The sequence below is a fragment of the Streptomyces sp. NBC_01450 genome (assembly GCF_036227505.1).
Classification (GTDB): domain Bacteria; phylum Actinomycetota; class Actinomycetes; order Streptomycetales; family Streptomycetaceae; genus Streptomyces.
The window spans coordinates 9267822-9281384 of sequence record NZ_CP109480.1 but is presented as its reverse complement, the minus strand read 5'-3'; the positions used below and the strand labels follow the sequence as shown (position 1 = coordinate 9281384).

The window sequence follows — 13563 nt, the reverse complement described above, 5'->3', positions numbered from 1 at the left end:
TGGGTCGGCAACATGATCGAGGCCGCGTTCCTGACGATGGGGCAGAACTGCACGGCCGGATCACGGGTGTTGGTGCACCGCAGCATCGCCGAGGAGGTCGTGGAGCGCTTCACGGCCGCGGCGAGAGAGCTCGTCATCGGTGATCCGGCCGACCCGCGCACCCGGATGGGACCGCTCATCGACCGCGCCGCCTTCGACCGGGTCTCGGGCGCCGTGGAGGCCGCCCGGGCCGGCGGAGCCCAGATCCACACCGGAGGGCTCCCCCACGGACTGCCTCCGCGCGGCGCCTACTACCCACCCACCGTGATCACCCGTGCCCCCGCCGGCAGTGACGTCCTCACCAGGGAGTTGTTCGGTCCCGTGGTCACCGTCGAGACCTTCACCTCCGAGGACGAGGCGGTACGCAGGGCGAACGCCACCGAGTACGGGCTCGCCGCCTCGGTCTGGACGCGCGACCTCGACACCGCGCTGCGGCTGGCACATGGCATCGAGGCGGGCGTGGTCTCCGTCAACGCCTACAGCGAGGGCGACCTCACCACCCCCTTCGGCGGCTGGAAGCAGTCCGGATTCGGTGGCGTGGAGAAGTCGACCAACGCCTTCGACCAGTGGACCCGGGAGAAGACGGTCTGGATCCGCGCCCGCTGACCCGATCACTCCAGATGCCCCGACCCCCGGAGCATCCGCTCCCGCAGATGGACCGGGGAGGTGCCGTGCCAGCGGCGTACCGCGCGGCGCAGCGCCCGTTCGTCGGAGAAGCCCGCCCGGCGGGCGATGTCACGCAGGGTCAACTCCGGTCGGAGCAGCAGCTGTTCCACGCGTTCCCGGCGTACTCCCTCGGCCAGTGCCTCGTAGGTCGTGCCGCAGTCGGCCAGCCGGCGGCGCAGCGTCCGCTCGCTCGTCGCATGCCGCCGTGCCTGTTCACCGAAGGACGGGATCACGGGGAGGCTCTGCGCGACGGAGACCTCCAGCACCTCGAGCAGGTCCTGCTGGTCGTGGCGTGAAGCCATCTGCGCGTCGAGTGTCTCCAGGGTCGACGCGTAGGTCACCGGATCCCGGCCGGGCATCCGGGCACTGGCCCAAACGGGGTCGACGACGATGCGGTCGGCCGGGGCGCCGAAGCGGACCGGACAGCCGAACAGGGCACCGTAGAGATCGCTTCGGCGAGGCGCCGGACCGGAGAACTCCACCGCCCTCGGCGCGAAGCCCGGGCCGACGGCCAGTCGGGACAGGGTGACCACAGAGGCGAACCCCTCCTCGATCAGGAAGGAAGCCACGCCCGGATCGATGGCGGGATCGGGGAGGTCGGCGCGCAGCACGAAGGCGCCGTCCTCGCCCATGCCGGTCGACCACACGGTCATCGCCCCGGAGAGGTTCTGGTACTTCACCCCGGTCTCGATGGCGTGTCGCAGCGTGTCGTCGGCCATCAGGGCGAAGCCGAGCAGGCCCCACGCGGTCAGGTGCTGCGCCGCGCCGACCTTCAGTCCCAGCCGCTCGTCCCCGGTGAGCTCCAGCGCGCTCCGGATCACCGCGCTGCCCTGCCGGTACGACACCCTCAGCGCGGCGGAGCGCATGAGCGTCTCGTCCAGCCCGACCTGTCCCAGCAGGGGCCGTAGGTCGATGCCGCGCTCGTCGGCGACCGTGACGAGATAGCGCAGGATGTTCGGCTGGATGGTCGCCGATGTGCTGCGGCTGGTCCCCTGAGGGTCTGTCGGGCCGGGGCCGGGGGCAACGGACATCGCACTCGCCTTCTCGTGGGCGACCACCGTAAGCATCCCGGCGTCCGCGGTCGTCCCCGGTCGCGACGGGTGGCCTCCGAAGTCCCCTGTACGGCCCCTGACGTCCTGCGTTCGCCCTCCGCACCTGGCTACGGTCCTGGGCATGTCCCTCAGTGCTCCAGGCCGGGCGGAGGCCGGGCGTCCCGCCTCCAAGGCCGGCGCCCGAAGGGTGGCGACCCTCGCGTTCGCCGCGCAAGGTGTGTCCGTCGCCGCCGTGTACACGACCGTCCCCGCTGTGACCGAACGCGTGAAACTCGCTCCGCTCCTGACGACCACCACGATGGTCGCGGTGGCACTGATGGCAGGGGTCGGCAGCTTCCTGGGACTGACCGCGATCCGCCATGCCGGTCCCGTCTCCACGATGCGCGGCTCTCTGCTGACGGCCGCCGCCGCGCTGACGCTGATCGGGTGGGCCCCCGGCGAGGCGAGCGTCATCTGCGCGTACGTCCTCTTCGGGACCGCTCTGGGCGCCCTCGACGTCGGGATCAACACCCGGGCAGCCGTGATCGAACGCGCCTACGGTCGCAGTGTCTTCGGCTCCTTCTACACGGCGTGGAGCGTGGGTGGCGTCGTCGCGGCCCTGCTCACCGCCGCGGCGGCCCGGCTGGAGTGGCCCGTGGCCGACGGCCTGGACGTTCAGGCGGGCATCCTCCTCTTTGTCGCCATGTGCATACGCACGCACACCCTTCCCTCCTCCGAAGGACCGTCGGCCACTGCGCCGCGGCCGCCGCTGGGGCACCGCGTGTGGATCCGGCTCCTCCCCTTCGGCCTGGTCCTCCTTGTCGTCTACGTCGTGGACTCCACCGTCTCGGCGTGGTCGGCGGTCTACCTGCGCCGGACTCTCGCCGCGTCTCTCACGGCGGCGCCGATGGCGTACGCGGCCTACCAGGCCGGCACGGTCGTCGGCCGCGCCGCCACCGACCGGCTCGTGCAGAGGTTCGGTGCGGTCGCCGTCGTCCGCACCGCCGCCCTGTCGGTCGCGGTCGCCCTGGCAGGCATGGCCGCCGCGCCGAGCTGGCCGTTCGCCGTTCTCGCGGCCGGAGCGGTGGGTCTGGGAGCGTCTCCTGGCCCCCCTGTGTCTGGCCTCCGCGGCACGGCTGCGCCCCGCCGCCTCGGAGGTGGTCCTGGCACGTCTGAACCTCTTCAACTACGCGGGCGTGGTCACCGGTGGCGCCGTGAGCGGGCTCCTCGGTTCCACCGGCCGGTTCCGTCTCGCCTACGCGGCACCGGCCGTCCTGGCGGTTCTTCTCCTGGCCGGCGCCCGCCACTTCACCCGGCCTCCGAGCCCGGCCCGTACCGTAGCCGCCGCCCCACCGGTCTCTCCGCGAGGCAACCCGGTGTCAGGGGCGGCCGTGCCACGCAACCTGGGTGCAACCAAGCCAGGAGTTAGCTGGGCACCACGACCGGCGATTCGGCCGCACAGCGAGATCCGGACCGGTTCTCCGGACCAACCAACCGTCGCGCGGAGCGGTTACCCCCGTTTCCGCGGGTCAAGACAAGGACACGCCATGGACCACCAGGAGACGACGGATGCCGCCCCGCGCGTGGAGCTGACGCCCTCGGCCGCCGAGTTGGTGCGACGGCTGCGCGCGGTCCACGGACCGCTGATGTTCCACCAGTCCGGCGGTTGCTGCGACGGCAGTGCGCCCATGTGCTACCCGGAGGGCGAGTTCCGCACCGGCGGCTCCGACGTACTGCTCGCCGAGCTGGACGTCGAGGGGCTCGACGAACCGGTGACCTTCTGGATGTCGAAGAGCCAGTACGCGCTGTGGAGTCACACGCGGTTGATCGTCGATGTCGTGGCGGGCCGCGGCAGCGGTTTCTCTCTGGAAGCACCCGAAGGAGTGCGTTTTCTCATCCGTTCCCGCGTCGTCGACGCCTAGGCCCTGCGGAGGCCGTCGCGGTCTGGTGCAATCCCCCTGAGTCCTACGACAGTTGATGTGAGATCAGGGGGAAACGTGACACCTCGTGACGGACGACTCAGAACGGTACTGACGCTTCTCACGGCATGGAGCGCGCTGGCCGGTGCGGCCCTGGTGGGGGCGGCACCGGCCAGCGGCATGGAAGGCACCGACGCGGGCACGGCCACGGCCGCGAAGGCCCCCGCGGACAAGGCCCTCGCCCCGGGCATCACGTACAAGGAGTTAGACGTCCCGGCTGCCCGGGGCATGGCGCGCGCACACGTACTGACCGTCGACCTGAGCAACCGTCATGTGCGGGTCGACCTCCTGCACTCGGCGGCTGTGGCCTCCCGGGCGGCCGTCTCCCGACTGGCCCAGGCACAGGGGGCCGTCGCGGGTGTCAACGGTGACTTCTTCGACATCACCGAGACCCAGCATCCGGGGGTCGAGGCCACGGGCGCGACCGTGGGCCCGGCGATCGCGAACGGCCGCGTCCTGAAGGCGGCGGTCCCAAACGGTCAGCGTTTCGGTCCCGCCCTGCCTCCGGGCACGACCACGAAGGACGTCCTCGGCGTGGGCCTGGACGGCCGGGCACGGCTGGACAGCCTGGCACTCGACGGCTCCGTGCGCAGCTCCCGCGGGCGGTGGGCGCTCGGGGGGCTCAACCAGTACGCACTGCCGCAGGGTTCCATCGGCGCGTTCACCTCGGCCTGGGGCGGCGTCTCCCGGAAGCGGGCCACCTGCGGCACCGACATCGACCGCGCCGCGCCCTGCAGCACGGACACCTACGAGGTGACGGTCCGACGCGGCCACGTCGTGTCGGTGGCCGGCACGCCCGGCAGCGGTCCCATCGCCTCCGGCACCACCGTGCTGGTGGGGCGTGAGGCGGGTGCGCAGCGGCTGCGCGGGCTGGTGAAGGGACAGGCGGTCCGCATTCAGCACTGGCTCGTCGCGGCCGGCACCCGGATCCGGTACCGCTTCGCGATCGGCGGCTATCCGGTCCTCACCCACGGTCAGCCACTGCCCGGTCTCAACGACACCACCTCGGCCGTACGGACCGCCGTGGGCATCGCGAACAAGGGGCGGCGTCTGCTTCTGCTCGCCCTCGACGGCGCGCCCGCGTTCCGCACCGGGCTGACCATCGCCGAAGTGGCGCACACCATGCGGACGTTGGGTTCCGTCGACGCGTTCAGCCTGGACGGCGGCGGCTCCACGACCATGGTCGCGCGGAAGCCTGGAGCGGGCGCTGTGAGCGTCCTCAACCACCCCACCGACGGAGCGGAACGCCCGGTTCCCAACGGCATCGGCGTGTTCTCACGCGGCTGACACACGGCCGACGTGCATCTGGACCCGAACATCAGGGGCGCAGGCTGCTCACGATGTCCGCCGTCGCGGTGAGCCCGTTTTGAATGGTCGGCCCCATGCTGGTGCTCGCCAGATAGAAGCCGAGCAGTACGCAGACCACCGCGTGTGAGGGCTTCAGCGCGCCGTTGCGCAGGAAGACCACCGCGAGGATCAGGAGCAGTACCACCACAGAGATGGAAATGGCCATCGTCAACCTCCTCCGCCACGTCGACACCGCGGCTTTCGGCCGCAAGTGTCGCGTAGCGGAGGGTTCCTCCGGGCGGCTGACGTGTCCTCCGAACGTGTGATGTCCACGCCCGTTCGCACATCCGCGCGTGCGTCTGCTCGCGAGCGTCAACTCGTACGCGTCTACTGGTGTGCGTCTACTCGTGTGCGTCGAGGAAGGCTTCCAGCCCGGCGAGGTCGTCGGTGTTGAAGTAGTCCAGGTCGGCGGCCAGCAGTTCGCCCCACAGCGCCTCGCGGGCCGGGCCCGCCAGATCGGGCGTGGCCCAGAACCGCACCTTCTGGCGTCGCCGGTGCGCCTCCGCGATGATGCCGCGCAGCTTCACGCGCTCCGCGTCCGGGAACGGGCCCTCGCCCAGCCAGGTGAAGTTGAGCGTCCAGTTGTCCGAGATCAGCGGGACGAAGGTGGCGGGGGCCGCGCCGCCGAGGTCGGTGAGCCGACCGTCGTAGAAGGCGCGCCGCACGCTCTGCGCCTCCATGGGCGTACGGGCGGCGCGGTCGCCGGAGATCACCGCCGTGATCGGCCCCGGGTGCACACGGCCGTGCGCGTAGGTCGTGAACAGGTGCGGGTAGCGGCTCAGATGACGGTCGAGTTCGAGGTAGGTCGACGAGCCCTCGGTCTTGATGTCGATGAGGAGTTGCAGGGGCCTCCGGTATCCCCGGTAGACCGAGCCGTGGTTGGCCTTCACACGGGCGGCGAGGGGGGCGAGGTAGAGGGATTCGAGGGTGCGGGTCGGGTCCAGTTCGACCGGGTCGTGGGCGACGAGGAGCTGGTCGCCGACGAGGTAGATGTCGGCCTCGACGCTGCCGAAGCGGTGGTCGAGCGCGTCGAACAGGGGTCGCGGGTGCTCGTAGTCGTTGTGCGCGTGGGCACGCCACAAGGGGCGCGCGCGGTGCTTCTCCTCCCCGGCCAGTGCCCGCGAGGCGGGCAGGGCGACCGAACCGGCCAGGGCGGCGCCGAGGGTGGTGAGGGCTCTGCGACGGGTGGTGAGGGCCATGCTCTGCCTCCCTTGAGGGGTTTCACTACGGACCTCAGCGAGTATGCGGTCCTCGGCGGCCCGACAGACCCTGCTGCGAGGGGAGTTGGCCGGACTGCCGCTGCCCGTTCACTTCACCCCCTAAGCACACCGAGAGGCCCGCCCCTGGTGGGGCGGGCCTCTGGAAGGGGTACGTCAGGGGGCTTGCAGGTCCACCAGTTCGGCCAGCGCCGCACGGTGGGCTCCCGCCGTGCCGTACGCGATCGAGTCCGCCTTCGCCCGCTTCAGATACAGGTGAACGGGGTGCTCCCAGGTCATCCCGATGCCGCCGTGCAACTGGAGGGCCTCCTCGGCGGTGTGGACGGCGACGGGTGCCGCGTACGCCTGGGCGACGGCGACCGACAGATCGGTGTCCGCGCTGCCGGTCGCGAGCGCGTCGGCACCGCCGCGGGCGGCGGCGCGCGTGTTGACGACCTCCAGCCACAACTGCGCGAGCCGGTGCTTGAGCGCCTGGAATCCGCCGACGGGCCGGTTGAACTGCTTGCGCTCCTTGAGGTAGCGGACCGTCTCGGTCAGGCACCAGTCGGCGAGTCCGAGTTGCTCGGAGGCGAGCAGTCCGGCGCCGGTGCGCAGGGCCCGTCGTACGGCGGGTTCGGCGGCGCCGAGGCGACGTGCCCGCACTCCGTCGAAGGTGACCGTGGCGAGCGGCCGGGTGAGGTCGAGGGACACCTGCGGGGTGATCGTCACGGCGTCCCCGTCCACGGCGTACAGCCCGCCGTCGTCCGCCGGAACCAGCAGTACGTCGGCCACCGCCGCGTCCGCGATCCCGGTCAGCTCCCCGTGCAGGACGCCGTCCTCGTTCCGTACGGCCTTGTAGGCGCCGCCGGGGGCCACGGACAGCGCCACGGCGAGCGCGCCGATCGTCCGGCCCGACGCCAGCGCGGTCAGCAGCCCGGTGGCCTCCTCGCCCTCGCAGGCCAGCAGTGCCTCGGTGGCGACGACGGCGCTCGTCAGATACGGCACCGGCGCGACCGCCCGCCCCAACTCCTCCAGCACCACGGCGACTTCGCGGTGGGTGGCGCCCTGGCCGCCCAGCGACTCGGGCACGAGCAGGCCCGCCAGGCCCATCGCGTCCGTGAGCGTCTTCCACAGCTCGGGGTCGTGCGGGGTGTCCGACTCGGTGCGGGCGATGACGCCCGCCGCGTCGCAGTGGTCGGAGAGGAGGCCGCGGAGGGCGGCGCGCAGCGCCTCTTCCTCCTCCGAGTACAGCAGATCGGGCTGTGTGCTCTGTGTTGTCGTCGTCATCATCGGGTCAGGTCCTTCCACGCGACGTCCTTGTCGGTGCGCGGCTCGGACGGCAGGCCCAGCACGCGTTCGGCGACGATGTTGAGCAGGACCTCGCTGGTCCCGCCCTCGATGCTGTTGCCCTTGGAGCGCAGATAGCGGTAGCCGGCGTCGCGGCCGGTGAAGTCGACCAGTTCCGGCCGGCGCATCGTCCAGTCGTCGTACAGCAGGCCTTCCTCACCGAGGAGTTCGACCTCCAGGCCGCTGATCTCCTGGTTGAGGCGGGCGAATCCGAGCTTCATCCCGGAGCCCTCGTGGCCGGGCTGGCCCGCCACGAGCTGCTGGCGCAGCCGTTCGCCGGAGAGCCGGGCGACCTCGGCCTCGACCCACAGCTTCAGCAGCCGCTGGTGCAGATCGTGGGTGCGCAGTTCGGGACGCTCGCGCCAGGTCTTGGAGACCGGGCCGATCATGCCGCCCTCGCGCGGGATGCGCATACCGCCGATGGAGACGCGCTCGTTCATGAGCGTGGTCTGCGCGACCCGCCAGCCGTCGCCGACCTCACCCAGCCGGTGCGCGTCGGGAATGCGGACGTCGGTGAGGAAGACCTCGTTGAACTCGGCCTCGCCGGTGATCTGGCGCAGCGGCCGCACCTCGACGCCGGGGTCGGTCATGTCGCAGATGAAGTACGTGATGCCGCGGTGCTTGGGCACGTCCGGGTCGGTGCGGGCGATGAGGATGGCCCAGCGGGCGAGGTGGGCGCTGGAGGTCCACACCTTCTGCCCGTTGACCACCCAGTTGTCGCCCTCACGGACGGCACGGGTACCGAGCGCGGCCAGGTCGGACCCGGCGCCGGGCTCGCTGAAGAGCTGGCACCAGACCTCCTCGCCGATCCACAACGGCCGCAGGAAGTCCCGCTTCTGCTCCTGGGTGCCGAAGCCGAGGATGGTCGGCGCGGCCATGCCGAGACCGATGCCGATGCGCCGCGGGTCGTTGTCGGGAGCGCCCGCGGCCTCCAGCTCGGCGTCCACGACGGCCTGGAGGGAGCGCGGGGCGCCGAGGCCGCCGAGGCCCTCGGGGTAGTGCACCCAGGCGAGTCCGGCGTCGAAGCGGGCCTTGAGGAAGTCGGTCCGGTCCGTCGTCGCGGGCGGATGAGCCGCCAGCAACTCCCTCGTCCGGGCGCGCAGTTCGGCTGCGTCGGTCATGCGGCCGCTCCGTTCTCGAGAGAGGGCACCACGACGACCCTGCCGGTCGTGACACCGTCGGCGACCCGCTGCACGGCCGCGCCGCCACCGCTCAGTGGGACGCGCTCGCTGACGAGTGGCTTGATGGCGCCGCGCGTGGCCAGCTCGGTGAGCTGCTCGTGGCAGTGCTGGATCAGCTTGGGGTTCTTGGTGCCGTACAGACCCCAGTGCAGGCCGAGGATCGCGTAGTTCTTCACCAGGGCGTGGTTGAGCGCCGGGCTGGGGATCGAGCCGCTGGCGAAGCCCACGACGACGATGCGGCCCTCGAAGGCGACGACCTTGGTGGACTGGGTGTACGCCTCACCGCCGACGGGGTCGTAGATCACGTCGGCGCCGCGGCCGCCGGTGGCTTCCTTCACGGCGGCGATGACGTCCTGGGTACGCCGGTCGATCACGACGTCGCAGCCCAGCTCGCGCGCCACGGCCGCCTTGTCGGCTCCGCCGACCACGCCGATGACGGTGGCGCCCGCGGCCTTCCCCAGCTGCACGGCCGCGCTGCCGACCCCTCCGGCGGCGGCGTGGACGAGCAGCGTCTCGCCGGCTTCGAGACGAGCCCGGCGGTGCAGGCCGAACCAGCCCGTCTGGTAGCCGATGTGCAGGGCGGCCGCCTCGGCGTCGTCGAGGGCGTCGGGCGCGGGCAGCAGGGCGGCGGCGTCCGCGACGGCGTACTCGGCGAAACCGCCGTACGGCAGTGCGGGGTTGGCCAGCACGCGGCGCCCGTCCTCGGTCTCGCCGCAGATCTCCACTCCGGGCGTGAACGGCAGCGGCGGCCTGACCTGGTAGTGCCCGCGGCACATCAGCGCGTCCGGGAAGTTGATGTTCGCCGCGAGTACCTTGAGCAGGACCTGCCCCTCACCGGGTACCGGTCGCTCCACGTCCTGGAGCCGCATCACCTCACTCGGCTCGCCGAGCTGGTGCACTTGCCATGCCTGCATGCGGGGCCTCCACGGGACTGCTCTGTCTGACCGGGCTCGACCGCATACTAAGCGGTCGCTTGCCGATCAGGGAACAGTCATGTGCGTCACGCCCTCACGAGCGGGTCGGACGCGCCCTGACGTGCATCCGCTCCCCCTGCGGCCCGAACAGGCTCAGAAACTCCACGGGCCCCTCCCCCGTCGATCCGAACCAGTGCGGCACCCGCGTGTCGAACTCGGCGGCCTCCCCCGGACCGAGCACGACGTCGTGGTCTGCCAGCACGAGCCTCAGCCGCCCCGACATCACGTACAGCCACTCATAGCCCTCGTGGGTCCGGGGATCCGGCTCGAGCTTGCGCTGCGGTTCGAGCACCTTGTACGCCTGAAGTCCGCCGGGCTGCCGGGTGAGCGGCCAGTGGGTGCGGCCACCGCGCACGATCGGCTGGGCGCGTACGCGCGGGTCGCGCACCGGCGGCACCCCGACCAGCTCGTCCAGCGGCACCTCGTGGGCCCGGGCGATCGGCAGCAGGAGCTCCAGGCTGGGCTTGCGCAGCCCCGACTCGAGCCGCGACAGCGTGCTCACGGAGATACCGGTCGCCTCGGACAGCCCCGCGAGCGTCGCGCCCCGCTCCTTGCGGATGCGCCGCAGCCTCGGCCCGACCTCGGCCAGCACCTGGTCCGTCCGGGAGCCGTCATCCACACCCTCGTCCATGCCCATACCCATACTCTTATTGCAGATTCGGCAAAGCCATTTGTCAATGCGGCACCGGTCGCGGGACCGTCCGGATGGAGGTGGTCACCATGACCGACATGACCCAGGGGTACGAGGCCGTCGTCGTCGGAGGCGGCGCGGCCGGCCTGTCCGCCGCGCTGGTCCTCGGCCGGGCCCGGCGCCGCACGCTCGTCGTCGACGCGGGTGAGCCGCGCAACGCGCCCGCCGCACATCTGCAGGGCTATCTGACCCGGGACGGCATGCCGCCCGCGGAGTTCCTCGCCGCGGGCCGCGAGGAGATCGCGCGGTACGGCGTCGAGCTGGTCCGGGACCGGGCGGTGGACGTGTCCCGGCGGCGCGGCGGCGAGTTCCATGTGACGCTCGCGGCCGGACGGACCGTGCGCGCGCGGCGGCTGATCCTCGCCACCGGGCTGGCGGACGAACTCCCGACGGTCCCGGGTGTCGCCGAGCGCTTCGGGCGGGACGTGCTGCACTGCCCGTACTGCCACGGCTGGGAGGTGCGCGACGAGCCGTTCGGGGTGCTGGCCGCCACGCCGATGAGCGTCCACCAGGCGCTGATGGTCTCCCAGTGGTCGAAGGACGTCACGCTGTTCCTGCACACGGTCGCCGAGGAGGAGCTGACGGCCGACGACACCCGGCGGCTCGCCGCGGCCGGAGTCGTCGTGGTGCCCGGTGAGGTCGCGGGTCTCGTCGTCGAGGACGACCGGCTCACGGGGGTCCGGCTCGCGGACGGCACCGTCCACGACCGCTCGACGCTCTTCGTGGCGCCGCGCGCGGTCCCCCGCAACGACCTGTTCGAGCAACTGGGCGCCGAACTGCGCGAGACGCCGTTCGGCACCTACCCCGTGGTCGACGAGACCGGTCTGACGACCGTGCCGGGCGTCTGGGCGGCGGGCAACGCGATCGGCTTCGCCGAGCAGGTCGTGAACGCCGCGGGCGCGGGCTACCGGGCGGCGGCCACGCTCAACGGCGAACTGCTCTTCGCCGACCTCGACGCCGTCCAGGCCCGTCTGGGCCACGTATAGGCCACGTCCGGGCCCTCGGCTCGGAGCCGAACCGCCCGGGTGTGGACGGCGTCCCTCCGTAGCACCATGGCTCCATGCTGCTCGCCCGGCTCGCCCATGTGTCCCGGGAGGTCTCCGCCGCCTCGGCGCGGTCCCGGAAGATCGCCCTGCTCGCCGAGCTGTTCCGGGACGCCGACGCGGACGACGTGCCGATCGTCATCCCGTATCTGGCGGGCCGTCTCCCGCAGGGGCGGCTCGGCATCGGCTGGAAGCTGCTGAGCGGGCCGGTCCCGCCCGCGCCCGAGCCCTCGCTCACGGTGCGGGACGTGGACGCCCGGCTGACCGAGGTCGGCGCGGTCACGGGGACCGGCTCGCAGGCGGAGCGCAAGCGGCTGATGGACGGGCTGCGGGCGGCGGCCACCGAGGACGAGCAGCGGTTCCTGTCCGGGCTGCTCACCGGCGAGGTACGGCAGGGCGCGCTGGACGCGGTCGCGGTCGAGGGGCTCGCAGAGGCGACCGGCGCGCCCGCCGCGGACGTACGGCGGGCGGTGATGCTCGCCGGATCGCTGCAGACGGTGGCGCAGGCGCTGCTGACGGGCGGGCCGGCGGCCCTGGACGGCTTCCGCCTCACGGTGGGCCGCCCGGTGCTGCCCATGCTCGCCCACACCGCCGGGTCCGTGTCCGAGGCCGTGGAAAAGCTCGGCGCGTGTGCCGTCGAGGAGAAGCTCGACGGCATCCGCGTACAGCTGCACCGCGTCGGCGACGACATACGGATCTACACCCGCACCCTCGACGACATCACCGACCGGCTGCCCGAACTCACCTACGTGGCAGCGGAGTTGAAGGGAACCCGGTTCATCCTGGACGGCGAGGTGATCGCACTGGACGAGGACGGGCGGCCGCGTTCCTTCCAGGAGACGGCCGGGCGGGTGGGCTCGCGTGTGGATGTGGCCACGGCCGCGCGGAGCGTGCCGGTCTCCCCCGTCTTCTTCGACGCGCTGTCGGTCGACGGGCGGGATCTGCTGGACCTGCCGTTCGCCGAACGGCACGCGGAGCTGGCACGGCTGGTGCCCCAGCCGATGCGGGTGCGGCGCGCCCTCGCCCACGGTCCCGAGGACATCCCGGCGGCGGAACGCTTCCTCGCCGAGACGCTGGAACGCGGCCACGAAGGCGTGGTGGTGAAGGCCCTGGACGCCCCCTACAGCGCGGGCCGACGCGGTGCGTCGTGGCTGAAGGTCAAGCCCGTGCACACCCTCGACCTGGTGGTTCTGGCGGCCGAGTGGGGCCACGGGCGGCGCACCGGCAAGCTTTCCAACCTGCACCTCGGGGCCCGCGCGGCGGACGGCTCCTTCGCGATGCTCGGCAAGACCTTCAAGGGCATGACGGACGCGATGCTGGCCTGGCAGACCGAGCGCCTCCAGGAGCTCGCCGTCGAGGACAGCGGCCACGTGGTGACCGTACGGCCCGAACTCGTCGTGGAGATCGCGTACGACGGTCTGCAGAAGTCCACCCGTTACCCGGCCGGGGTCACCCTCCGGTTCGCCCGCGTGGTGCGCTACCGCGAGGACAAGACGCCCGCCGAGGCCGACACGGTCGAGACCCTGCTCGCCGCACACCCGGAGGTGACCCCGTGAGGGGGAAGCGCAGTGCCGGACTGCTGCTGTACCGGCGCACCGACAACGGCCCCGAGGTGCTGCTCGGCCATATGGGCGGCCCTTTCTTCGCGCGGCGGGGCGCCGGGGCGTGGACCGTGCCCAAGGGCGAGTACGAGCCCGACGAGACCGCCTGGGACGCGGCGCGCCGGGAGTTCCAGGAGGAACTGGGGCTGCCGCCGCCCGACGGGGAGGCGGCCCCGCTCGGCGAGGTCAGACAGACGAACGGCAAGGTCGTCACGGCCTGGGCGATCGAGGCGGACCTCGACCCGGCGACGGTGGTCCCGGGCACCTTCGAGATGGAGTGGCCACCGAAGTCGGGGCGCAGGCAGGAGTTCCCCGAGCTGGACCGGGTGGAGTGGTTCGGCCTGGACCGGGCACGGGAGCTGATCGTGCCGGCGCAGGCGGCGTTTCTCGACCGGCTGGCGGAGCACTCGGACTGAGAGCGCCCTCCGCGTTGCGCCGCACCGCGCCGCGCGGGAGGGTCGGAAAAAA

Annotated in this window: 13 protein-coding genes and 1 pseudogene; 7 read left to right on the top strand and 7 right to left on the bottom strand. The window is 72.0% G+C overall.

Features of this window, described 5'->3' with window-relative positions:
* Positions 1-3: 3 nt before the first annotated feature.
* Positions 4-645: pseudogene (locus OG568_RS41345) on the top strand (aldehyde dehydrogenase family protein); the annotation flags it as partial.
* Positions 646-650: 5 nt separating this feature from the next.
* Here the strand turns inward: OG568_RS41345 and OG568_RS41340 are convergent.
* On the bottom strand, positions 651-1736 hold the full coding sequence (locus tag OG568_RS41340; protein ID WP_329535207.1) for an AraC family transcriptional regulator: 1086 nt from the start codon (positions 1734-1736) through the stop codon (positions 651-653).
* A gap of 142 nt (positions 1737-1878) precedes the next feature.
* Between OG568_RS41340 and OG568_RS41335 the strand changes: the two genes are divergently transcribed.
* From OG568_RS41335 to OG568_RS41325, 3 genes are all read left to right on the top strand, one after another.
* Positions 1879-3165 (top strand): MFS transporter, encoded by a 1287-nt coding sequence (locus tag OG568_RS41335; protein WP_329535206.1) that lies wholly within the window; start codon positions 1879-1881, stop codon positions 3163-3165.
* Between the two features lie 118 nt (positions 3166-3283).
* Entirely contained in the window at positions 3284-3658 is a 375-nt protein-coding gene (locus OG568_RS41330; protein WP_266417081.1) for a DUF779 domain-containing protein, read from the top strand.
* A gap of 75 nt (positions 3659-3733) precedes the next feature.
* Complete coding sequence (locus OG568_RS41325; RefSeq protein ID WP_329535205.1) at positions 3734-5002, top strand: phosphodiester glycosidase family protein; 1269 nt, start codon at positions 3734-3736, stop codon at positions 5000-5002.
* Between the two features lie 31 nt (positions 5003-5033).
* Here OG568_RS41325 and OG568_RS41320 read toward each other — a convergent pair whose 3' ends face one another.
* From OG568_RS41320 to OG568_RS41295, 6 genes are all read right to left on the bottom strand, one after another.
* Positions 5034-5228, bottom strand: coding sequence for a hypothetical protein (locus OG568_RS41320; RefSeq protein ID WP_266417076.1), 195 nt, complete (start codon positions 5226-5228; stop codon positions 5034-5036).
* 175 nt (positions 5229-5403) lie between these two features.
* Positions 5404-6261 carry a phosphatidylinositol-specific phospholipase C/glycerophosphodiester phosphodiesterase family protein gene (locus OG568_RS41315; protein ID WP_329535204.1) on the bottom strand — a complete coding sequence of 286 codons (858 nt, stop codon included), beginning with the start codon at positions 6259-6261 and terminating at the stop codon, positions 5404-5406.
* Between the two features lie 174 nt (positions 6262-6435).
* Positions 6436-7545, bottom strand: a complete 1110-nt coding sequence (locus tag OG568_RS41310; RefSeq protein WP_329536589.1) for an acyl-CoA dehydrogenase family protein — start codon at positions 7543-7545, stop codon at positions 6436-6438.
* Positions 7545-8726 carry an acyl-CoA dehydrogenase family protein gene (locus OG568_RS41305; RefSeq protein ID WP_329535203.1) on the bottom strand — a complete coding sequence of 394 codons (1182 nt, stop codon included), beginning with the start codon at positions 8724-8726 and terminating at the stop codon, positions 7545-7547. Before OG568_RS41305 ends, OG568_RS41310 begins: the two co-directional genes overlap by 1 nt.
* Positions 8723-9700, bottom strand: coding sequence for an NADPH:quinone oxidoreductase family protein (locus OG568_RS41300; RefSeq protein ID WP_329535202.1), 978 nt, complete (start codon positions 9698-9700; stop codon positions 8723-8725). Before OG568_RS41300 ends, OG568_RS41305 begins: the two co-directional genes overlap by 4 nt.
* A gap of 94 nt (positions 9701-9794) precedes the next feature.
* Entirely contained in the window at positions 9795-10403 is a 609-nt protein-coding gene (locus OG568_RS41295; protein ID WP_329535201.1) for a helix-turn-helix domain-containing protein, read from the bottom strand.
* A gap of 62 nt (positions 10404-10465) precedes the next feature.
* On the opposite strand from OG568_RS41295, the gene OG568_RS41290 reads away from it, so the two are divergent.
* The 3 genes from OG568_RS41290 (at position 10466) to OG568_RS41280 (ending at position 13511) form a co-directional block, all read left to right on the top strand.
* On the top strand, positions 10466-11437 hold the full coding sequence (locus tag OG568_RS41290; RefSeq protein WP_329535200.1) for an NAD(P)/FAD-dependent oxidoreductase: 972 nt from the start codon (positions 10466-10468) through the stop codon (positions 11435-11437).
* A gap of 74 nt (positions 11438-11511) precedes the next feature.
* Entirely contained in the window at positions 11512-13050 is a 1539-nt protein-coding gene (locus OG568_RS41285) for an ATP-dependent DNA ligase (protein WP_329535199.1), read from the top strand.
* Positions 13047-13511, top strand: a complete 465-nt coding sequence (locus tag OG568_RS41280; protein ID WP_329535198.1) for an NUDIX domain-containing protein — start codon at positions 13047-13049, stop codon at positions 13509-13511. Before OG568_RS41285 ends, OG568_RS41280 begins: the two co-directional genes overlap by 4 nt.
* Positions 13512-13563: the final 52 nt, after the last annotated feature.